At 71.5% G+C, this 20,960-nt stretch carries 15 protein-coding genes and 1 pseudogene; 9 read left to right on the top strand and 7 right to left on the bottom strand.

What is annotated here, in order from left to right:
• Positions 1-51: 51 nt before the first annotated feature.
• Both BLQ61_RS04650 and BLQ61_RS04645 read right to left on the bottom strand, forming a co-directional pair.
• Positions 52-1,707: a methyl-accepting chemotaxis protein gene (locus BLQ61_RS04650; RefSeq protein ID WP_091567169.1), complete on the bottom strand. Its 1,656-nt coding sequence runs from the start codon at positions 1,705-1,707 to the stop codon at positions 52-54.
• Between the two features lie 113 nt (positions 1,708-1,820).
• A complete protein-coding gene (locus tag BLQ61_RS04645) occupies positions 1,821-4,076 on the bottom strand; it encodes a heavy metal translocating P-type ATPase (protein WP_091567167.1) in 2,256 nt (751 codons plus the stop codon).
• Between the two features lie 154 nt (positions 4,077-4,230).
• On the opposite strand from BLQ61_RS04645, the gene BLQ61_RS04640 reads away from it, so the two are divergent.
• Both BLQ61_RS04640 and BLQ61_RS04635 read left to right on the top strand, forming a co-directional pair.
• Positions 4,231-4,428, top strand: a complete 198-nt coding sequence (locus tag BLQ61_RS04640) for a heavy-metal-associated domain-containing protein (RefSeq protein ID WP_091567165.1) — start codon at positions 4,231-4,233, stop codon at positions 4,426-4,428.
• A gap of 179 nt (positions 4,429-4,607) precedes the next feature.
• Complete coding sequence (locus tag BLQ61_RS04635; RefSeq protein WP_091567163.1) at positions 4,608-5,030, top strand: MerR family DNA-binding protein; 423 nt, start codon at positions 4,608-4,610, stop codon at positions 5,028-5,030.
• A gap of 17 nt (positions 5,031-5,047) precedes the next feature.
• Here the strand turns inward: BLQ61_RS04635 and BLQ61_RS04630 are convergent, their stop codons facing one another.
• On the bottom strand, positions 5,048-5,515 hold the full coding sequence (locus BLQ61_RS04630; protein WP_091567161.1) for a winged helix-turn-helix transcriptional regulator: 468 nt from the start codon (positions 5,513-5,515) through the stop codon (positions 5,048-5,050).
• A gap of 41 nt (positions 5,516-5,556) precedes the next feature.
• Between BLQ61_RS04630 and BLQ61_RS04625 the strand changes: the two genes are divergently transcribed.
• From BLQ61_RS04625 to BLQ61_RS04610, 4 genes and pseudogenes are all read left to right on the top strand, one after another.
• Positions 5,557-6,927 carry a D-amino acid dehydrogenase gene (locus BLQ61_RS04625; protein ID WP_281218497.1) on the top strand — a complete coding sequence of 457 codons (1,371 nt, stop codon included), beginning with the start codon at positions 5,557-5,559 and terminating at the stop codon, positions 6,925-6,927.
• A 194-nt stretch (positions 6,928-7,121) separates the two neighbouring features.
• Positions 7,122-7,997: a glutathione-dependent disulfide-bond oxidoreductase gene (gene yghU, locus BLQ61_RS04620; protein ID WP_091567157.1), complete on the top strand. Its 876-nt coding sequence runs from the start codon at positions 7,122-7,124 to the stop codon at positions 7,995-7,997.
• A gap of 24 nt (positions 7,998-8,021) precedes the next feature.
• Positions 8,022-8,654, top strand: a complete 633-nt coding sequence (locus BLQ61_RS04615) for a glutathione S-transferase family protein (protein WP_091567155.1) — start codon at positions 8,022-8,024, stop codon at positions 8,652-8,654.
• A gap of 109 nt (positions 8,655-8,763) precedes the next feature.
• Positions 8,764-9,548, top strand: a pseudogene (locus tag BLQ61_RS04610) (enoyl-CoA hydratase/isomerase family protein).
• A gap of 100 nt (positions 9,549-9,648) precedes the next feature.
• Here the strand turns inward: BLQ61_RS04610 and BLQ61_RS04605 are convergent.
• The 3 genes from BLQ61_RS04605 to BLQ61_RS04595 form a co-directional block, all read right to left on the bottom strand.
• Complete coding sequence (locus BLQ61_RS04605; protein WP_091567153.1) at positions 9,649-9,909, bottom strand: DUF3297 family protein; 261 nt, start codon at positions 9,907-9,909, stop codon at positions 9,649-9,651.
• 556 nt (positions 9,910-10,465) lie between these two features.
• The gene (locus tag BLQ61_RS04600; protein WP_091567151.1) at positions 10,466-11,719 is read right to left on the bottom strand and encodes a nucleoside recognition domain-containing protein; all 1,254 of its coding nucleotides are present in this window, start codon (positions 11,717-11,719) and stop codon (positions 10,466-10,468) included.
• A 192-nt stretch (positions 11,720-11,911) separates the two neighbouring features.
• Positions 11,912-12,907 (bottom strand): recombination-associated protein RdgC, encoded by a 996-nt coding sequence (locus BLQ61_RS04595; RefSeq protein WP_091567149.1) that lies wholly within the window; start codon positions 12,905-12,907, stop codon positions 11,912-11,914.
• Between the two features lie 205 nt (positions 12,908-13,112).
• Here BLQ61_RS04595 and BLQ61_RS04590 point away from each other — a divergent pair, with 205 nt between their 5' ends.
• From BLQ61_RS04590 to BLQ61_RS04580, 3 genes are all read left to right on the top strand, one after another.
• Entirely contained in the window at positions 13,113-13,742 is a 630-nt protein-coding gene (locus BLQ61_RS04590; RefSeq protein ID WP_091567147.1) for a Spy/CpxP family protein refolding chaperone, read from the top strand.
• 122 nt (positions 13,743-13,864) lie between these two features.
• Positions 13,865-14,461, top strand: a complete 597-nt coding sequence (locus tag BLQ61_RS04585; RefSeq protein ID WP_091567145.1) for an acyloxyacyl hydrolase — start codon at positions 13,865-13,867, stop codon at positions 14,459-14,461.
• A 392-nt stretch (positions 14,462-14,853) separates the two neighbouring features.
• A complete protein-coding gene (locus tag BLQ61_RS04580; RefSeq protein ID WP_091567143.1) occupies positions 14,854-16,659 on the top strand; it encodes an SLC13 family permease in 1,806 nt (601 codons plus the stop codon).
• A 15-nt stretch (positions 16,660-16,674) separates the two neighbouring features.
• Here the strand turns inward: BLQ61_RS04580 and BLQ61_RS17705 are convergent, their stop codons facing one another.
• On the bottom strand, positions 16,675-20,958 hold the full coding sequence (locus tag BLQ61_RS17705; protein WP_281218496.1) for an EAL domain-containing protein: 4,284 nt from the start codon (positions 20,956-20,958) through the stop codon (positions 16,675-16,677).
• Between the last annotated feature and the right edge of the window lie 2 nt (positions 20,959-20,960).

Genomic DNA, 20,960 nt, shown 5'->3' with positions numbered 1-20,960 from the left:
ATAGTGCCGCGGCCTGTCTGCCACGGCTTGCGAGGGGTAGTTCGCCGGGCGCTACGCCGCCAGGGCCGGGCGCAGCTGGCCACCCAGGGCCGGGGCACGCCCGGTGCTCGCCAGTGGCGCACCGGCGCTGGCCAGCAGGTCGCCGCCGTCCAGGCGGAATTGCTGCACCACCTGCGACAGGCGTGCCGCCTGCTCGCGCAGGCTCTCGGCGGCGGCGGCCGATTCCTCGACCAGCGCGGCATTCTGCTGCGTCATGCGGTCGATCTCGCCGACGGCGCCGTTCACCTGGCCGATGCCGGCCGACTGCTCGCTGGCGGCGGCGTTGATCTCGCCAATGATGTCGGTGACGCGCTGCACGCCGGAGACGATCTCCTGCATGGCGCGGCCCGCGTCCTCGACCTGGCGCACGCCGCCGTCCACCGCCGTCACGCTGGCGCCGATGAGCTGCTTGATCTCGCTGGCCGCCTGGGCACTGCGCTGCGCCAGACTGCGCACCTCGCCGGCCACCACCGCAAAGCCCCGGCCCTGCTCGCCGGCGCGCGCCGCTTCCACGGCGGCGTTCAGCGCCAGGATGTTGGTCTGGAAGGCGATGGAGTCGATCAGGCCGATGATGTCGCCGATCTTGCGGCTGGAGCCGGCGATGTCCTGCATGCTGCCCACCACCTGCTGCACCACGTCGCCGCCGCGCACCGCGCTGCCCGACGCCGTGGCCGCCAGCTGGCTGGCGACCTGCGAGGACGAGGCCGTCTGCTGCACCGTGGCGGTGAGCTGCGACAGCGAGGCCACCGCCTCCTGGGCGTTGCTGGCGGTCTGCTCGGTGCGCGCCGACAGGTCCTGGTTGCCCATGGCGATCTGCTGGCTGGCGGTGGCGATGGAGCCGCTGGCGTCGCGCACCTGCGACACCAGGCCGGCCAGGCCCTGCTGCATGTCCACCAGCGCGCGCTGCAGGTCGGCCACCTCGTCGCGGCCCTGCACCGTCACGCGCTGAGACAGGTCGCCGCCGGCGATCGCCTGCGCCATGGCGCGCGCCGTCGCCAGCGGGCGGCAGATGGAGACCATGTTCAGCAGCGTCAGCGGCACCACCACCACGATGGCCAGCACCACCGCCAGGATGAACAGCCACTTGGTGCGCTCGGCGGTGCTGCTTTGCGTGTCGATGGCCTGCTGCACGTCCTCGCTCAAGGAGCGCTCGAGTTGCTGCATCTGCGCGGTGGCGTTAGCCACCTGCTCGATGGCCCGCTCGCTCATGCGGTTGGCGATGGTGGCGGTGTCGTAGCCGCCGTCCTCCAGCTGCCGCGCCACCGGGGCGAAGCGCTCGCGGTAGGCTTTCAGGAAGCCGGCCACCTCCTGCGCACTGGCCCGGTCTTCCTCGGGCAGCACCTGCGCCATCTGCTGCGCCACCTGGATGGCGGCCTCCACCGCCGCGTCCCACTGGCCCTTGGCCATGCGCACCTGCTCGGGCTTCTCGTAGTGGATGATCATGTCCTTCTCGTGCTGGCGCACGTTGCCCAGTTCGCCGCGCAGCTGGCCCAGCAGCGCCACCGCGGCATGCGACTGGGTGATGAAGTCCTGGCTTTGCGCGTGGATGCGCAGCATGCCCAGCATGCCCGCGCCGCCCAGCAGCGCCAGCAATGCCATGACCACGGCGATGGCGCCGATCATGCGGGTGCGGATGCTGAAGGCCCGCATCAGTGCGTCGAGATTCATAAACCTGGGTCTTTCCTGTCTGGCTTCGGATGAACCGCCAAGGGACGGCACCGATCTGTATGCAACAAAACGTTGCAGTTTGCCAGACGCCCAGCGTTTTGGGCGCAAATTTCTCAACCGCGCCAGCGCTTCAATAGCAAGGCGTTGGCCATCACGCTGACCGAGCTGAGCGCCATCGCCGCGCCGGCCATCACCGGGCTCAGGTAGCCCAGCGCCGCCAGCGGGATGCCGGCGACGTTGTAGATGAACGCCCAGAACAGGTTCTGCCGGATCTTGGCCACCGTGCGGTGCGAGATGTCGAGCGCCGCCGCCACCAGCGCCGGGTCGCCACGCATCAGCGTGATGCCGGCGGCGTGCATGGCCACGTCGGTGCCGTTGCCCATCGCCAGGCCCACATCCGCCGCCGCCAGCGCCGGCGCGTCGTTCACGCCGTCGCCCACCATGGCGACCACGTGACCGCCCTGCTGCAGCGCGCGCACGGCATCCGCCTTGCCGCCGGGCAGCACCTCGGCCATGACGGCGCCGGTGTCCGGCTCCAGTCCCAGGCGCCGCGCCATGGCCTCGGCCGCGCCACGGTTGTCGCCCGAGATCATCACACAGCGCACGCCGCGCGCTTGCAGCTGCGCCAGCGCCGCGCGCGCGCCGGGCTTGGGCTCGTCGCCAAAGGCCAGCAGCGCGCGCACCACCGGGGCGCCGCCGTCCATCTCCTCGGCCAGCGCCGAGACCGTGGCGCCCTGCTGCTGCAGCGCCAGCGCGCGCGCCTGCAGCGCGCCCAGCGGCGCGGCCAGCTCGTCCATCCAGCGCAGGCTGCCGATGCGCCAGCGCCGGCCCTGCACCTGGCCCTCGGTGCCGCGCCCGGGCAGGGCGCGCACGGCGTCGGCGGGCGGCAGCGCCAGGGCGCGATCCTGCGCCGCCTGCACCACGGCGCGCGCCAGCGGGTGCTCGCTGCCGGACTGCACCGCCGCCACCGTCGCCAGCAGCGCGGCCTCGTCCTGGCCCTGTTCCACGTGAAACATGGTGAGCGTCGGCCGGCCCACGGTCAGCGTGCCAGTCTTGTCGAAGGCCACGGTGTCGACGCGGTGCGCGGTTTCCAGCGCCTCGGCGTCCTTGATCAGCACGCCATGCTGCGCCGCCACCCCGGTGCCGGCCATGATGGCCGCCGGCGTCGCCAGCCCCAGCGCGCATGGGCAGGCGATGACCAGCACCGCCACGGCGTGGATCAGCGCGTCCTCCACGCCCGCGCCGGCCAGCAGCCAGCCGGCCAGCGTGACCAGTGCGATCGCCAGCACCGCCGGCACGAACACCGCCGCCACCTGGTCCACCAGCCGCTGGATCGGCGCCTTGGCGGCCTGTGCGTCCTCGACCAGGCGGATGATGCGCGCCAGCACCGTCTCGGCGCCCACCGCCGTCACCTGCATCACCACGCGCGCCTCGCCGTTGATGGCGCCGCCCGTGAGCCGGTCGCCCGGGCCGCGCGGCACGGGCAGCGGCTCGCCGGTCAGCATGGATTCGTCCACCTGCGTCTCGCCCTCCAGCAGCGTGCCGTCCAGCGCGATGCGCTCGCCCGGACGCACCACCAGCCGGTCGCCGGCCAGGACTTCGCCGATCGGCACATCCATCTCGCCGTCGCGGCCCAGCAGGTGCGCCACCTCCGGACGCAGCGCATGCAGCGCGCGGATCGCCGCGGTGGTCTGGCGCTTGGCGCGGGCCTCCAGCCACTTGCCAAGCAGCACCAGCGTAATGACCACCGCCGAGGCCTCGAAATACAGGTGCGGCGCATGGCCTGCCGGCGCCGTGGCCCAGAGCCACAGCGACAGGCCGTAGCCGGCGCTGGTGCCCAGCGCCACCAGCAGGTCCATGTTGCCCGTGAGGGCACGGGCGGCGTGCCAGCCGGCCTGGTAGAAGCGCGCGCCCAGGATGAACTGCACCGGCGTGGCCAGCAGGAACTGCATCCAGGCGGGCAGCATCCAGTCCTGCCCGAACAGGTCGCCCAGCATCGGCAGCACCAGCGGCGCCGACAGCAGCAGGCCCCAGCCCACCGGCGCGAAGCCGGCCCAGGGCGATGCGTCCTGCGCGGCCTGGGCCTGCGCGGCGTCGGCCAGTTCGCGCGGCTCGTAGCCGGCATCGCGGATGGCGCGGCGCGCGCGCGCCGGCAGGTCGGGCGCGGCGCCTTCGGCGAAGGTCACGTGGACGGACTCGGTCGCCAGGTTCACCGCCGCGTCCTGCACGCCGGGCACCTTGCGCAGCGCGCGCTCCACCCGCGCCACGCAGCTGGCGCAGGTCATGCCGCCCACGCCCAGGTCCAGGGTGGCGGGACCGCCAGTGCGGGCAGCGGCGGCAGGAGCAGGGGCGAGCGTGGTGGAGTCCATGGCGCCACCTTAAACCTTGACAGCATGGCAAGGTCAAGCCGCGCGGTCGGTGCTTGACTTTGACACCATGTCAGGCTTCATGATGGCGCCAGCAGTCGCACTGCGGCGTCGCTCCTGTCTTTCTTTCCCCTCCTCTGCACGAAAGGACCCCGCCATGCAACACCAATTCAACGTCCAGGGCATGACCTGCGGCCATTGCGAGCGCGCCGTGGTGCACGCCGTGCGCGAGGTGGACACCGAGGCCATCGTCCAGGTCAACCTGGACAGCGGCCAGGTCAGCGTGGACAGCGAGAAGTCGCGCGACGCCATCGCCCAGGCGATCCGCGACGAGGGCTACCAGGTGGCGGCCTGATGCCGGCCAGAGCCGGTGACCGTATCGCTCGCCAGGCGCTTTGCTTTTGATAGCTGCAGGCCCATGCGTTACAAGGGCTGAGGCCTGTTTTGGCTTGAAACCGCGATGTGTGCCAGCGCATGGCTGGCGGCGCAGTTCGATCCGGCCGCCGCGCCGCCCATCGTGAGGAGCCTCTTGTCATGACCGCTGCCGCCGCCCCAGACGACACCTGGCCTGTTCCCATCGGCGAGGCGGCGCGCCGCGCCGGTGTCTCGGCGCGCATGGTGCGCCACTACGAGGGCCTGGGCCTGCTGGGCACAGTAGCGCGCACCGGCAGCGGCTACCGCCAGTACGGCGCGGCCGAGGTGCACACCCTGCGCTTCATCCGCCGCGCGCGCGACCTGGGGTTCTCCATCGACGAGATCACCCGGCTGCTGGGCCTGTGGCAGGACCGGCGCCGCGCCAGCGCCCAGGTCAAGCGCATCGCGCAGCAGCACATCGACAACCTGGGCGAGCGCATCGCCGCCATGCAGGCCATGCAGCGCTCGCTGCAGGCGCTGGTGGCGTGCTGCCAGGGCAACGGCCGGCCGGAGTGCCCGATCCTGGACGACCTGGCGGCCTGACGCCCGGGCCCGGCCGCTCAGCCGCCCTTGATCTCCTCCATCACCACGTAGCTGTGCGACTCGGCCGGTACCGGCAGGCGCTTCAGCAGATCGCCCAGCAGCCGGCGGTACTCGGGCATGCCGCCCAGGCGCGCCTTGACCAGGTAGTCGAAGCTGCCGGAGACCAGATGGCACTCGAGCACGTCCGGCACCTGCAACAGTTCGTGGCGCACCTTCTCGAAGATGTCCTCAGACTTGGCCGCCAGTGTCAGCTCGACGAACACCAGCAGCGTCTTGCCCAGGGCCTGCGGCGCGACGCGCGCGTGGTAGCCGGTGATCACCCCTGCGCGCTCCATGCGCCGCATGCGCTCCGCGCAGGGCGAGGCCGTCAGGCCGACCCGCTGGGCCAGCTCGGTGATGGCGATGCGCCCCTCGCGCCGCAGGATGTCCAGGATGCGGCGGTCCGTGCGGTCGAGGCTGCAGGGGATTTCACTGGCGGAGGTCATGAGAGCAGCCTTGTGAGGCGGTTTTCAACCGGAAAACGCCGATTTTCGGTGGAAAACCCTTCGAGGTCCGCACTAACCTAGCGCGAACCACTTCGACCGGAGTTGCTGCCATGAAGATTCTTGTGCTGGGCGGGGGCGTGATCGGCATCAGCAGCGCCTACTACCTGGCCCGCCTGGGCGCGCAGGTCACGGTGCTCGACCGCCAGGACGGCCCCGCGCAGGAAACCAGCTTCGCCAACGCGGGCCAGATCTCGCCTGGCTATTCCACCCCCTGGGCGGCGCCGGGCATTCCGCTCAAGGCGCTGCGGTGGCTGCTGCAGCGGCATGCGCCGCTGGCCGTGCGGCTCGATGGCAGCGCGTTCCAGCTGGGCTGGATGGCGCAGCTGCTGCGCAACTGCACGCCGGCGCGCTACGCGGTCAACAAGGAGCGCATGCTGCGCGTGGCCGAGTACAGCCGCGCCTGCCTGCAGCAGCTGCGCGCCGACACTGGCATCGCCTACGAGCAGCGCAGCGGCGGCACGCTGCAGCTGTTTCGCACGCAGGCCCAGCTCGACGCGGTGCAGCGCGACATCGACGTGCTGCGCGAGTGCGGCATACGCCACGAGCTGCTGGACCGCGCGGGCCTGTCGCGGGTCGAGCCGGCGCTGGCCCAGGCGCGGGCCAGCCTCAGCGGCGGGTTGCGCCTGCCGCTCGACGAAACCGGCGACTGCCAGCAGTTCACCAGCCGGCTGGCCGACATCGCGCGCGGGCTGGGCGTGGAGCTGTGCTTCAACCAGCAGGTGGAGACGCTGCTGCTCGAGGGCGGGCGGGTCGCCGGCGTGCGCGCCAACGGCCGGGTGCTGCGTGCCGACCGTTACGTCATGGCGTTCGGCAGCTACTCGCGCGCCGCGCTGGCGCCCCTGGGGCTGCGGTTGCCGGTCTATCCGGTCAAGGGCTATTCGCTGACGCTGCCGCTGCGGGACGCAGCGCGGGCGCCGCGCTCGACGGTGCTCGACGAGACCTACAAGATCGCCGTCACACGGCTGGGCGAGCGCATCCGCGTCGGCGGCATGGCCGAGCTGGCCGGCTTCGACCTGCGCCTGGACCCGCGCCGCCGGGCGACGCTGGAGATGGTGGTGGGCGAGCTGTTCCCCGGCGGCGACGTGCCGCGCGCCAGCTTCTGGACCGGGCTGCGCCCGATGACGCCCGACGGCACGCCGATCATCGGTGCCACGCCGTACCCCAACCTGTTCCTGAACACCGGTCACGGAACCCTGGGCTGGACCATGGCCTGCGGCTCGGGCCGGCTGCTGGCCGACCTGATGCTGGGCCGCAGCCCCGAGATCAGCACCGAAGGCCTGGCCTTGGCGCGCTATGCCGGCCGCAGGCTGCCCGGACGGCCCGCTCCTGCGGCGCCGGCCGGCGCTGCCTGAGCAGCTGGGAGCGTTCGGCCGCCAGGCGCCGGGTGTGGAGGCGAAGCGCGCCGCAGCGCATGCCTCCAAGCGTTCCCGACGCCTGTGTGGCATGCCATAGCGGCTGATGCGGCCATGGCACCGAGGCGGCTGCGGCCCTGCCCGGTTTTGGGTACAAACACCGGCTGGCCCACCCAACCACAGGAACCCTGCCCATGCCCGATGCCGCCCCCTACACCCCGCCCGCCGTCTGGCAATGGAACAAGGAAAACGGCGGCCGCTTCGCCGCCATCAACCGCCCCGTCGCCGGCGCCACGCACAAGCGGGAGCTGCCCGTCGGCCGCCACCCGCTGCAGCTGTACTCGCTGGGCACGCCCAACGGCGTGAAGGTCTCGGTGATGCTGGAGGAACTGCTGGCCCTGGGCCGCGCCGGCGCCGAGTACGACGCCTGGCTGGTGCGCATCCACGAGGGCGAGCAGTTCGGCAGCGGCTTCGTCGGCGTCAACCCGAATTCCAAGATCCCCGCGCTGCTCGACCGCAGCGACCCGGCCGCGCCGATCCGCGTGTTCGAGTCCGGCGCCATCCTGACCTACCTGGCGGAAAAGTTCGGCGCCCTGCTGCCCACCTCGCCCGCGCAGCGCGCCGAATGCCTGTCGTGGCTGTTCTGGCAGATGGGCAGTGCGCCCTTCGTGGGCGGCGGCTTCGGGCATTTCTACGCCTACGCGCCGGTCAAGATCGAATACGCCATCGACCGCTACGCCATGGAGGCCAAGCGCCAGCTGGACGTGCTGGACCGGCGCCTGGCCGAGCATGAGTACCTCACCGGCGCCGACTACACCATCGCCGATATCGCCGCCTGGCCCTGGTACGGCGCGCTGGCGCTGGGCGAGCTGTACCAGGCGGGCGAATTCCTGCAGGTGCACGGGTATTCGCACGTGCGCCGCTGGGCCGAGCAGATCGCCCGGCGCCCGGCGGTGCAGCGCGGCCGGCGTGTGAACCGCGCGCCCGACACGCCGCACACGCCCGGCGGCGGCCTGCGCGAACGCCACGACGCGCGCGACTTCGACGCGCCCCCGCCCGCCGGTGCCTGATCCCCTTCGCCCCTGGAGCCTGCCATGCTGACCCTGTACGACTGCGCCACCGCCCCCAGCCCGCGCCGTGCGCGCATTTTCCTGGCGGAAAAGGGCCTGGAACACGCCACCGTGCCGGTGGACCTGAAAGCCGGCGAGCAGCTGGGCGCGGCCTACCTGGCGCTGAACCCGCAGGGCACGGTACCGGCGCTGCGCACCGACGACGGCCTGCTGCTGACCGACAACGCCGCCATCGCCGCCTGGTTGGAGGCAGCCTACCCCGAGCCGCCGCTGCTCGGCCGCACGCCTGCGGAGAAAGCCGAGATCGCCAGCTGGAACTGGCGCATGGAGTTCGACGGCCTGCTGGCCGTGGCCGAGGCGCTGCGCAACAGCGCGCCGGCCATGGCCGGTCGGGCGCTGCCCGGGCCGCTCGGCCACGCGCAGATCCCCGCGCTGGCCGAGCGTGGCCTGGCGCGCGTGGCGCAGTTCTTCGACCTGCTGGACGCGCGCCTGGACGGGCGCGACTTCGTCGCCGCGAACATGTTCAGCGTCGCCGACATCACTGCCGTGGTGGCCGTGGACTTCGCGCGCATCGTGCGCCGCCAGCCCGAGGAGCGGCATGCGCACCTGCGCCGCTGGCGCGCGCGCATGGCCGAGCGGCCGTCGATGGCGCTGTAGCTTGGACGCAGGGTGCGGCGCCGGCGCACCGCTACACTGGTCTTTTGCAGCCTTTTGGCCGCTGGCCGTGAGATTCATTGAGCCAGCAGCTACTTTTTCAGGAGCATCCATGTCCGACCAGCCTCCCCTGCTCGTCACCCGTGATGGCGCCATCGCCACGCTGCAGTTCAACCGCCCCGAGGCCATGAACGCGCTGGACCTGGCCACGTCCGAGGCGCTGCTGGCAGCGCTGCAGGGCATCGCCGCCGACGGCGGCGTACGCGCCGTGCGGCTCAAGGGCGCGGGCCGGGCGTTCGTCGCCGGCGGCGACCTGGCGCTGCTGCGCGCCGACCCGGTGCAGGGCGCGCGGACACCCTCCTGAAGCCGCTGAACGAGGCGCTGCGCGTGCTGCAGCAGCTGGACGCGCCGGTCATCGCCCAAGTGCATGGCGCGGCCGCCGGCGCCGGCATGTCGCTGATGCTGATGTGCGACTTCGTGCTGGCCGCCGAGGGCACGAAGTTCAACCTGGCCTACATCAACCTGGGCACCAGCTGCGACGTGGGCGCGTCCTGGGCGTTGCCGCGCCTGGTGGGGCTGCGCCCGGCGCTGGAGATTGCCCTGCTGGGCGACGCCCTGAATGCCGACGAGGCCCTGCGCCTGGGCCTGGTCAACCGCGTCCTGCCGGCGGCCGAGCTGGAGGGCGCTGCCCAGGCCCTGGCCGAGCGCCTAGCGGCCGGTCCGACGCGCGCCTACGGCCAGATGCGCCGGCTGCTGCGCGGCAGCCTGGAGCGCGGCCTGGACGCGCAACTACAGGCCGAGGCCGAGGCCTTCGACACCTGCGCGCGCACGCAGGACCTGCGCGAGGGCATCGAGGCCTTCTTCGAGCGCAGGAAGCCGGTCTTCAGCGGACGCTGACGCGCGCGCCTGCGCGCCCCTGGGCCATCCGACAGGACGGCGCCGCGCCCTGTGCGCCCGGCGCGGCGCAGCCGTGCGCGCCGTGCCGGCCCGGCCGGGCTCAGGGCTTGTAGAACGCCTCCACGCTGCCCTTGAGCTTGATCAGCAATGGCTGGCCGCGCCGGTCCAGCGTCTTGCCGGCGGGCACCTTGATCCAGCCCTCGCTCACGCAGTACTCCTGCACGTCGAAGCGCTCCTTGCCGTTGAAGCGGATGCCGATCTCCACCGGCTGCTGAAAGATCGCCGCCGCGTGGTGCGGGCTGCGCGGGTCGATGGACAGGTGGTCGGGCAGGGGCAGCAGGGAGGACGTGGGTTCGGTCATGGCGGAAGGCGACTCGCGGTCGCGAGAGAGAGAAAAAAACGGCCGCGCATTATCGGCCACGCGCGTTTTTGCTTCTTTTTCGATAGCTGCATGCCCATGCAGTGCATGGACTGAGGCCGTATTTCACTCATATTCCAGAATTTCACCTGGCCTGTGGACAACCCTGAGCAGCGTTCCCGCATAACCCGGCGGTTGTCCACAGGCGCGGCGCGCCGGCGCGTTTTGTCCCCAAAACCGGGCGCCGCCGCACCCCGCCCCGCCCCCAGGCTTGCGGTGTGCACAAGTATTTGAAACAAAAAAGAAAAAAATGGTTATCCACAGCCAGGGGCGGTGCCTACTACGACTACTAATTTGAAATATTGAAGTCAATGGATAGGAATAGTGGCGTCGCACCCGCCGGCAGGGCGACGAGAGACAGGCCGGCAGGAAGCAAGGCGCCCTGACCCCAGCCCTGCGGCGCAAGAGCGGGAGGGAGCAAAAACGCAAGGCAAAAAAAAGCGCCCCGTTCAGGGCGCCCGGGGAGCGTTCGGCAGCGCAGGGCTGCCAGCCCGCGCGTTCAGCGCAGCAGCGCGTAGCCCACGCCGATGGCGGCCAGCACGCCCACCGCGTCGGCGATCAGCGCGCAGGCCAGCGCGTGGCGCGTGTGCTGCACGCCGACGCTGCCGAAATACACCGCCAGCACGTAGAAGGTAGTCTCGGTCGAGCCCTGGATGATGGCCGCCAGCCGCGCCGGGAACGAATCCACGCCGTGCGCCTGCATCACGTCCACCATCAAGGCGCGCGCACCCGAGCCCGACAGCACCTTCATCACGCCCACCGGCAGCGCCGGCAAAAAATCGGTGTCCAGCCCCAGCGCGCCCACGCCGCGCCCGACCACAGCCAGCAGCGCGTCCATGCAGCCGGCGGCGCGGAACACGCCCACGGCGGCCAGGATGGCCACCAGGTAGGGCACGATCTGCACCGCCACGCCGAAGCCCTCCTTGGCGCCGTCGATGAAGGCGTCGTACACGTTCACGCGCCGCCAGGCACCGGCCAGCACGAACATCAGCACCACGCCCAGGATGGTTGCCGCGCCGACGCTGCCGGTGATGCGCGCGGCCTGCGCCGGCGGCAGGCGCGCCAGCAGCGCCAGCGCGCCGCCCAGCGCCGCCACCAACAGTCCCAGCACCAGCAGGGCGCGCGGGCGCAAGAGCGGCAAGCGCTGGCACCAAGCCACCGCCAGCACGCCGGCCAGCAGCGAGATGGCCGTGGCCAGCAGGGTGGGCAAGAAGATGTCGGCGGCGTTGAAGCCCGCGCCCAGGCCCTGCTGCAGCGCCACGCTCTGGCGCATGGCGATCACCGAGGTTGGGATCAGCGTCAGGCCGGCGGTGTTCATCACGACGAACATGATCTGCGCGTCGCTGGCGGTGCCGGCCGGTTCGCGGTTCAGCGTCTGCAGCTCGCGCATCGCCGCCAGGCCCAGCGGCGTGGCGGCGTTGTCCAGGCCGAGCAGGTTGGCCGAGACATTCAGCGTCATCGCGCCCTGCGCCGGGTGGCCCGCGGGCACGCCGGGAAACAGCCGCGCCAGCAACGGCGCCGCCAGCCGCGCCAGGGCCTGCACCATGCCGGCCTGCTCGCCCACGCGCATCAGCCCCAGCCACAGCGCCATGATGCCGGCCAGGCCGAGCGAGATCTCGAAGCCCGAGCGCGCACCGTCGAACAGGGCCTTCAGCAGCGCGCCGAAGATCTCCGCCTCGCCCAGGGCGGCGCGCACCGCCGCGGTGGCGATGCCGGTGGCCAGCAGGCCGATCCAGACCCAGTTCATTGCCATGTGTGCCTCGTCGGTGCCGGAAAAAAGGGATGGAACGGCCTGCGAATGCCGGGTCGCGCGGCAGAGTGGGCGCGGGGCCGCTTCAGACCGGGGCAGGCAGCGGGATGGGCGCCATGGGAACGGGGCCGTGATCCGCCCGGTCCCGAAACGCAAAGCAGGCGCGGCGCTGGCAACGCGCCGCCGCCCTGGCCATCAGAACGGTGCGTCGTCGTCGGCAGCGCCGGCCGCCGCAGGCGCAGCGGCGCCGGTGGCGGCCGCAGCGGTGGTGGGCGTGCTGGCCGGCTGGGCCGCAGTGCCTGGTACGCCGCGCCCCTCGCCGCCCAGCGCCAGCACCAGGTCGGCGATCAGGCGCGACAGCTCGCCGGTGGCGATCGCCACGTCGGCGTCGAAGCCGCCGTCGTCGCCCTGGCCTTCCAGCACCGTGTCCAGCAACGCCACTTTCTTCAGCTGCAGGCCCTCGGTCAGCACGAAGGACACGCGGTCGTCCCAGCCCATGGCCAGGCGCGTGGGCAGCTTGCCGGCCTCGATGTGCGCGCGCACCTCGTCGATGTCGAGCGGGTGGCGTGCGTAGCGCACCACCGCCTTGTCCTCGGCGCCGCTTTTCAGCTCGCACTCGCGCTCCACGGTGAAGCCGGCCGGCGGCTCCTGTTCCTTGAGCCAGTGCGCCATCGCCGCCTGCGGACTGGTCTGGGTGTCGATCAGCGCCAGCGACAGGCCGGGCAGCGCCTCGACCAGCGCGGTGCTGATCTCGTCGGCGCGGCCCTGGGAGCCGGCGTCGATCACCAGCGTGCGCGCCTCGCGGTCGATCCAGATCCAGGTGCCGCCCTGCTTGGTGAAGGCCATGGGCAGCAGGTCCAGCTTGGCCTCGTCCTTGAGCTCGCGCGACTCCTTCTTGCCCGGCTTGCGACCGGTTTCCTGCTCGATGCGGTCGGCCTTTTCCTTGACCTTGCGCGCCAGCACGCTGGCCGGCAGCACCTTGGACTCGCTGTGCCAGCGCAGCACCCACTGGCCGGCCACGCTCTCGGCCAGAGGGCCGTGCGCCTCGCCGCGCGGCGGCACCCAGCCGGCGCTGCGCTCCTGCGTCGCGCCGCATTCGACAAAGGGGGTCTTGGCCAGGGCTTCCTCCAGCGCCGTCAGGTCGGACTGCCAGCCCTCGGCGATGCGGTAGACGATGAGGTTCTTGAACACTTCAGTACTGCTTTCTGCTATCAAAAATGGAGCTGCAGGTCCTTGCAACACAAGGGCCCATGTCAAAAAAGGCTTGAAAACCGGTGCCGCCGGGCCGCGCAGCGTGCCGCAACTTTACACAGGCGCAGCATTGCCACACGCCGGCGTTACAGCGGCGCCGCACACTGCCTTCCATCGCAGTGCACCCCTTGAAAGGAACGCCACCATGACCCGCACCCGAACCCTTTTGTCCAGCGCCGCCTGCGCGGCACTGCTGGCTTTCTCCGGCACTGCCGCCCTGGCCCAGCCGGCGCCCGCCGCGTCCGTGTCGGCCGCCGAAACGGCGGCCCCCGCGCCGCACCACGCCGGGCACGCCCGCCGCGCCGCGCTGACGCCCGAGCAGCGCCAGCACCAGCGCGAGCAGTTCCGCCAGGCGCGCGAGCGGCACATCGCCGAGTTCAAGCAGAAGCTGTCCCTGAGCGCCGACCAGGAGCCGGCTTGGAACACCCTGACCGAGGCCCTGAAGCCCGGCCAGCGCCACGCCCGCCTGGGCGGCGGCAGCCCGCAGGACTGGCGGCAACTGAGCACCCCCGAGCGCCTGGACCGCATGCGCGCGCTGCGCGTCCAGCGGGCGGCCGAGTTCGACCGCCGCGCCGACGCCGTCAAGGCCTTCTACGCCACGCTGCGCCCGGAGCAGCAAAAGACCTTCGATGCCGAAGGCCAGCGCCTCATGGCGCGCTTCGCCGGGGGCCCGCACGGCCACCGCCACGGCATGCAAGGCCACGCGCAGCGCCACCACGCGAAGCACGCCGGTGGACCGCGCCACCCGGGCCAGGCCCTGGCGCAGCCGCAGTAACTTCCCGATACCGGCGCGTAAGCGCCGCGCCCCCGGCGCGGCGTTGCGGCGCCGGACTACAGGGCGTGCCAGGGGCCGACCCCTACAGTCGTTACACATATTTCGTAACCACTGCACGCACCATGCCCCTGCAACGCGCTTTCGCTCCGCGCCGCCCGCTGGCCCTTACCGGCCTGGGCGGCGCTGCCATTTCCACCCTGCTGCTGGCGGCCCAGCCGGCGCTGGCGCAGACACCGGTGGCCGACACCCCGTCGGTCTACCTGCAGGCCGGCCGTGCGCGCGGCGACACCGATGCGCTCACGCTGGGCGCTACCCTGCCCTGGCGCAGCTTTCAGCGCGAGCTGTGGGGCAGCGCGGTCACCGGGCATTGGGACCTGTATGTCAGCCGCTGGTCGTACGACGCCGTTCCCGGCCGCAGCGGCCACAGCACGCTGCTGGGCGTCACGCCGGTGCTGCGCCTGACACCGGACCAGGGCCGCTCGGCGTTCTTCGTCGAGGGCGGCATCGGCGCCACCTACGCCGACAAGCGCTACGTCACGCCGGATCGCGAATTCAGCACGCGCTTCAACTTCGCCTCGCACCTGGGCGCCGGCGTGCGGCTGGGGGCGCAGCGCCAGCACGAGCTGCTGCTGCGCGTGCAGCACGTCTCCAACGCCGGCATCAAGCACCCCAACCCGGGCAACAACTTCGTGCAGCTGCGCTACGCGCTGCATTTCTGACCTCGCGCCACGTCAGGCTGTGGACAACCTTGGGGAGCCGAAATGCGCAACCCGGCACTTGTCCACAGCCGCGGCGCCGGCCGGCGCCTTGTCCCCAAACGCGCACTGCGCCGGACGCATGCTCACGAACAGCCTTGCCGCTGGTCCAAGTGCGCGCCACGGCTCAGGAAAAGCCGCTTGTCCACAGCTTCGGACGGGCTCCTACTACTACGACTAATTTCTTCATAAAGATTTGAATGAATAACAGCCTGCAAGGCAGGCAAAACGTCCCAGGCGCTGGATTTATTCAAATTTCATAGCTGCAAGCCCTTGCCAGGCCACGATATGGACCACTTTTCTTCCATTGATCCGTCTGGCGCTTCGCGCTGCCTGCCCACTGGGGGGCACGCGCCATGACCTTCCCCATCCTGAGCGTGCTGGCCATCGCGGCGGTGGCGCTGTACCTGTTCTTCACCGAACGCCTGCGCATGGACGTGGTGGCGCTGCTGGTGTTGGTCAGCCTGGCGCTGCTCGGATTGGTGACGCCGGCCGAGGCGCTGAGCGGCTTTTCCAACGAGGCGACCATCGCCGTCGCCTCCATGTTCATCCTGGCCGCGGGGCTGGAGAACACCGGCGCGCTGTCCGGCCTGGGGCGGTTGCTGACCAAGAGCCGCTCGCCGACGGTATTTTTGCTGGTGCTGTTCGCGCTGCTGACGCTGACGTCGCCATTCGTCAACAACACGGCGGTGGTGGCGGTGTTCATCCCCATTGTCATCAGCGCCAGCCTGCAGATCGGCCTGCCGCCGACCAAGGCGCTGATCCCGCTGTCCTATGTTTCGCAGATGACCGGGGTGTGCACGCTGATCGGCACCTCCACGAACCTGATCGTCAACTCGGTCGCCAAGGACCTGGGCCACCGGGGCTTTTCCATGTTCGAGTTCGCAGGGCTGGGGGCGTTGTGCCTGGCCGCCGGCTGCGTATACCTGCTGACCCTGGGCCGCTGGCTGCTGCCCGAGCGCGGCAATACCGACCTGAGCGCGCTGCAGGAGTCGGGCCACTACGTGACCGAGCTGCGCGTGACGGCCGAGTCCGCCTGCCTGGGCCTGAGCGTGGAGGAGGCGCAGTTCGCCCAGCAGCACCAGGTGTATGTACTGGAGCTGTGGCGCGGCGAGGAAAAGATGTGGTCGCCGAAATCGCAGCAGCTGCAGGAGGGTGACATCCTGCTGGTGCGCGGGCGCTGGTCGCGGCTGCAGAAGCTGCAGGAGGCGCTGGCGCTGCAGTACCACCGCGCCGCACGGCGCCAGGAGAAGAACGCCCTGGCGGGCGCGGAGGCCGACGAGCAGCCGGGCGATGCCCAGCCGCTGGTGCTGGCCGAGATCATGACCGCACCCAACTCGGTGCTGGTCGGCCACCGCATCCCGGCGGTGGAGCGCACGCTGCCGCGCCAGAGCTCGATCCTGGCCATCCAGCGGCGCGGCCAGGTGGTGCGCGAGTCGCTGGACACGGTGCGGCTGGCGGTCGGCGACATCCTACTGGTGCTGATGCCCGAGGGCGAGCTGGCGCGGGTGCGCAGCAACCGCAACGCCATCGTGCTGTCTGAGCGCAGCGCGCCCCTGCCCAAGGGCTGGCGCGCGCCCTTCGCGCTGGCGACCATGGTGGCGGTGGTGCTGGCGGCGGCCTTGGGCGTGACCAGCATCGCCATCGCGGCGGTGGCCGGGGCGCTGGTCATGGTGCTGGCGCGCTGCGTCGAGCTGGAGAACATGTACGACGCCATAGACGGACGCATCCTGCTCTTGATGGCCGGGCTGCTGCCGCTGGGCAACGCCGTGAGCAGCAGCGGCGCGGCGCAATTCATCGTCGACCACACCCTGGGGCTGGCGGCCGCGTGGGGGCCGCATGTGATGCTGGCGGCGCTGTACCTGATGGCGCTGGTGCTGGGCGAGCTGATGAGCAACTCGGCCGCGGCGGTGCTGCTCACGCCGATCGCGTTCTCGACGGCGAAGCTGGTGGACGCCGACCCGACGCCGTTCATCGTCGCGGTGGCGTTCTCGGCCTCGACCAGCTTCCTTACGCCGGTGGGCTACCAGACCAACACCATGGTCTACAGCGCCGGCGGCTACCGCTTCGCCGATTTCATCAAGGTTGGCGGTCCGCTGAACCTGGTCTTCTGGGTGGTGGGCGTGGCCTTCATCCCGGTGTTCTGGCCGTTCCACCCGTGACGGGTGGCCGGCGGTTCAGCCGCCCAGCCGCTCGCGCAGGAAGCGCTCGAGCTGGTCCACCGGCAGCGGCCGGCTGAACAGGTAGCCCTGGAAGTGCCGGCAGCCGGCGGCGGCCAGCCAGTCGCGCTGCGCGGCGGTCTCCACGCCTTCGGCGATGGCCTGCAGGTCCAGGCTGTCGGCCAAGGCGATGATGGTCTTGACGATGGCCGCGTCGCTGGCGTCCTCCAGCAGGTCGCGCACGAAGCTCTGGTCGATCTTCAGCTGGTCCAGCGGCATGCGCTTCAAATAGGCCAGCGACGAGTAGCCGGTGCCGAAGTCGTCCAGCGAGAAGCCCACGCCGTGCGCGCGCAGCGCCGCCATGGTGGCGATGGTGGCCTGCAGGTCCTCAACCAGCACGCTCTCGGTCAGCTCCAGCTTCAGCCGGTGCGCCGGTGCGCCGGTCTCGTCGAGCACCCGCACCACCTCCTGCACGAAGCCCACGTCGCGGAACTGGCGCGCGCTGACGTTCACCGCCATCGTCAGGTGCGCGCAGCGGGGCGTGCGCTGCCACTCGGCCAGCAGCTGGCAGGCGGTGGACAGCACCCAGCGGCCCAGCGGCAGGATCAGCCCGGTCTCCTCGGCCAGCGGGATGAAGGTGGCCGGCGAGACCATGCCGCGGCGCGGGTGCGCCCAGCGCGCCAGCGCCTCCACGCCCAGCACCGCGCCGGCGCCGTCCACCACCGGCTGGTAGGCCAGCAGGAACTCGCCCTGCGCCAGCGCCTCGCGCAGGTCGGCCTCCAGCTGGGCGCGCTCGGCCACGGCGCGCTGCATGGCGGGGTCGAAGAAGCGCAGCGTGTGGCGTCCAGCGCGCTTGGCCTCGTACATCGCCATCTCGGCCTGCTTCAGCAACTCGCCCACCGTGGCCGCATCGCCGTCGAACAGGGCGATGCCCAGGCTGGGCGTGCTGCGCACCTGGTAGCCCGACAGGCCGTAGGGCGCGGCCAGCGCGGTCAGCACCTGCTCGCCGCGCTGGCGCGCCTGCGCCAGGCGTTGCTCCTGGCTGCCCGCCAGTTCGGGCAGCAGCAGCGCGAACTCGTCGCCGCCCAGGCGCGCGGCGGTGTCGCCGGAGTGCGCGCAGCCGCTCAGGCGCCGAGCGACGATCTGCAGCAGCAGGTCGCCCTGCTCGTGGCCCAGGGTGTCGTTCAGGGTCTTGAAGTTGTCCAGGTCGATGAACAGCAGCGCCCCGCCGTGCCCGCCTTGGCGCGCCGCCAGCAGCGCGTCGCCCAGGCGCTCGAGCAGCTGCAGCCGGTTGGGCAGGCCGGTCAGGGTGTCGAAGAACGCCAGGCGCTGGATTTCGCGCTCGCTGGCCTTGCGCTGGCCGATGTCGGAGTTGATGGCCAGCACCACGTCGGGCTGGCCGTGCTCGCCGCGCACCAGCGTCCAGCGGCTCTCGATCTCCAGCTGGCGGCCGTGCCGGTCGTACTGCTGGATCTCGCCGCGCCAGCCGCCCTCGCGCAGCATGCGCTGCATGGAGCGCTCGAATGCCGCCGTGTCACGGTACAGCAGCTGCGCCACGGGATGGCCCAGCGCCTCCTCGCGGCGCCAGCCGTAGATGCGCTCGGCGCCCTGGTTCCAGTACACCACGCGGTGGCTGTCCAGCTCGCGCACCACGATGGCGTCGCGCGCCTTGTCCAGCAGTGAGGCCTGGCGCCGCAACTGCGCGTCGGCTTCCTGGCGCTCGAGCTCGGCGACGGCGCGCGCGGCGAAGATCTGCAGCATGTGCACGATGAACTGCGGCTGCTCCAGCGCGTCGGTGAAGGCCACGAAGAGGATGCCCAGCACCTGCCCGTCGCTGCCCGTCAGCTGCTGGCCAACGTAGCCGCGCGCGCGCATCAACGTCAGGATGGGAGCGCTCGGGTACAGCTCGTCGGCGCGGTCGGCGACGACGAACTGCCGGTGGCGCAGCAGCTGCTGGCTGGGCGTGCCGGCCAGCACGTAGATGCCGTTGTCCTGCACCTCGCCCTGGTTCACGTAGGACAGCGTCAGCACCCGTTCTGGCTGGTCCGAGGTGGCGGGCAGCAGCCGCCCCACGCAGGCCACGGGTGCGTCCAGCGCCTGGGCCATGTGCTGTGCCAGCTGCGCGAAGAACTGTGCGCCGGTGCCGGCCGACACTGCCGACGCCACCCTCAGCAGCGCCGACTGCAGGCGCTGCTGCTCGGCGCGCGCGCGCAGGCTCAGGATGCCGTAGGCCACGTCGGCGGCCAGCGCCTCCAGCAGCTGCGTTTCCTCGGCGCCCAGGTGCAGCACGTGGCGCGCGTACAGGTGCAGCAGGCCGAAGGTGCGCGTGCCGTCCTTGAGCGGCAGGCACACCACGCCGTGCAGGCCCAGCCGCTGCAGTTCGGTGGCGCGCATGTGCTGCACCGGGCTGGCGCCGACGTCGGCGACGATGGTCGTCTGCCCGGTGCGCACCGCCTTGCCGGCCGGGCCGCGGCCGCTGTCGCCGGCGTGCGACCAGCTCAGGCTCAGGCCGTGCAGGTGCTCCGAAGGGCTGCCGGCGTGTGCCACGATCGCGATGCTCTTGCGCGCGTCGTGCCGTGCCATGCCCACCCAGGCCAGGGCGTAGCCGCCGATGTCCACCGTGATGCGGCACACCGCCTCCAGGAAATCGCCTTCCGTGGCCGCACGCACCAGCACCTGGCTGCAGGCGCTGCGCAGCCGGCGTGCGCGGGTGACGCGTGCCAGCTCGGCCTCCAGCCGGCAGCGGTCGGTCACGTCGCTGGCCAGCACCTGCCAGGCCGCGCGCTCGCCGAAGACCGCCGGGCCGACCACGGCCTCGATGTCCAGCGGCGCGCCGCCGCGGCGCGCGTGGCGCCACAGCACCGGCGCCTGGGTGCGCCCGGCCTGCTCCAGCGCGGCGGCGGCCGCATCGCGTTGCGCCGCCGGCCACAGCGCGCGCACATCCATGGCGAGCAGTTCTTCCTCGCTCCAGCCGTACTGGCGCACCATGGCATGGTTCACCGCCAGCAGGCGCAGGCTGCCCTGCTCGCAGACCCACATCGGCTGGGCGTGCTCGGCGAACAGCGCGCGGTACTGGCGCTCGGAAGCCCGCAGCAGCTCGCCCACATGGCGCAACTGGATCAGCGCCGACAGTGATCCGGCCAGGATGTGCAGGTGCTCCTGGTGCTTGCTGGCGAATTCCGTGTCGTAGGTGCACAGCCGCAACACCCCCAGCTGGATGCCGTCGGCGCGCAGGGGCGCGGCGATGCACTGCGCCGGCAATGGCTCCTGCGCAGCGGACTGCGACGCCGCGCCGGCCCGTACCTGCAGCAGCGCCGGCTGGTCACCGGGGCCCAGCTCGATGCTCGCCGTCTGCGCTCCCACCAGCTCCAGCGCCAGTTGCGCCGCCTGGCGCAGGGAGTCCTCCAAAGGCTGGACGCGCCGGGTGATCAGCTGCTGCACCTGCAGCAGCAGCGCGTGCGCGTGCGCTTCCTCCAGGGACTGGCGTTCGGCCTGCTTGCGCGCGCTGATGTCGCGCATGCCGCCGACCATGCGGTATGCGGCGCCCGTGGCATCGCGCAGGATGAAGCCGCGGTCTTGAATCCAGCACAGGCTGCCGTCCAGGCGGTGCACGCGGTACTCCCCGCTCCAGTCCTGCATGCCGGGGCTGTCAATCGCGGCCTCGATGTCCTGCACCATGGCCACGCGCTCGTCGGCGTGGATCCGCTCGGCCCAGCCGTGGCCGTCGAGCGGCAGCTGCTGCGGCGTTCCGCCCAGCAGCGCCTGTGCGCCTTCGCTCCACTCGAGTGCGTCGGTGAGCAGATTCCAGTCCCACAGCACGTCCAGGGTGGCGCGCGCCACCATCTGGAAACGCGCCTCGCTGTCTCGCACATCCTGCAGCGTGCCGCACACGCCGGGCGCATCGGCCTGCGCTGGCCTGGCCGCGTGGCCGGTCACACGCAGGCAGACGGGATCGCCTGAGCCGCGGCGGGCATGCAGCACCAGGTCGAAATCCGTGCCCTCTTGTGCGCAGTGCCGCAGTGCCTGCTCCAGCAGCGCGCGGCTTTCGGGGGCGAATGGCGCCAGTGCCTGGGCCAGCGGCTGCGCCTGCTGCGGCCAACCGAACAGCGTGGCCGCTTCCGGGGACCAGCACAGCAGGCACGGGAAATCGTCCGCCGCCTGCTGCTCCAGCAGATGCCAGCCGACGATGCCCGCGCGCTGCGCCGCAGCCTGCAGCACGTGCTGTTGCGCGCTGGCCTCGGGGGGCAGTTCTGGCGCCTGGCTCATGTTCTGGTCAGGCCGCGCGCGACGGCGCGCTTGCATGG

The organism is Oryzisolibacter propanilivorax (genome assembly GCF_900103645.1).
In the GTDB taxonomy this organism is placed as follows: Bacteria; Pseudomonadota; Gammaproteobacteria; order Burkholderiales; family Burkholderiaceae_C; genus Melaminivora; species Melaminivora propanilivorax.
Note: the sequence above shows the minus strand (reverse complement) of the source record. Positions and strands in the feature narration are given on the sequence as shown.

Coding starts and splice junctions, on each gene's coding strand:
- BLQ61_RS04585 (WP_091567145.1), top strand. CDS start 13,865: ATGCCCCTGCAACGCGCTTTCGCTCCGCGCCGCCCGCTGGCCCTTACC.
- BLQ61_RS04630 (WP_091567161.1), bottom strand. CDS start 5,515: ATGACCTCCGCCAGTGAAATCCCCTGCAGCCTCGACCGCACGGACCGC.
- BLQ61_RS17705 (WP_281218496.1), bottom strand. CDS start 20,958: ATGCAAGCGCGCCGTCGCGCGCGGCCTGACCAGAACATGAGCCAGGCG.
- BLQ61_RS04615 (WP_091567155.1), top strand. CDS start 8,022: ATGCTGACCCTGTACGACTGCGCCACCGCCCCCAGCCCGCGCCGTGCG.
- yghU (WP_091567157.1), top strand. CDS start 7,122: ATGCCCGATGCCGCCCCCTACACCCCGCCCGCCGTCTGGCAATGGAAC.
- BLQ61_RS04640 (WP_091567165.1), top strand. CDS start 4,231: ATGCAACACCAATTCAACGTCCAGGGCATGACCTGCGGCCATTGCGAG.
- BLQ61_RS04645 (WP_091567167.1), bottom strand. CDS start 4,076: ATGGACTCCACCACGCTCGCCCCTGCTCCTGCCGCCGCTGCCCGCACT.
- BLQ61_RS04635 (WP_091567163.1), top strand. CDS start 4,608: ATGACCGCTGCCGCCGCCCCAGACGACACCTGGCCTGTTCCCATCGGC.
- BLQ61_RS04605 (WP_091567153.1), bottom strand. CDS start 9,909: ATGACCGAACCCACGTCCTCCCTGCTGCCCCTGCCCGACCACCTGTCC.
- BLQ61_RS04590 (WP_091567147.1), top strand. CDS start 13,113: ATGACCCGCACCCGAACCCTTTTGTCCAGCGCCGCCTGCGCGGCACTG.
- BLQ61_RS04580 (WP_091567143.1), top strand. CDS start 14,854: ATGACCTTCCCCATCCTGAGCGTGCTGGCCATCGCGGCGGTGGCGCTG.
- BLQ61_RS04600 (WP_091567151.1), bottom strand. CDS start 11,719: ATGGCAATGAACTGGGTCTGGATCGGCCTGCTGGCCACCGGCATCGCC.
- BLQ61_RS04650 (WP_091567169.1), bottom strand. CDS start 1,707: ATGAATCTCGACGCACTGATGCGGGCCTTCAGCATCCGCACCCGCATG.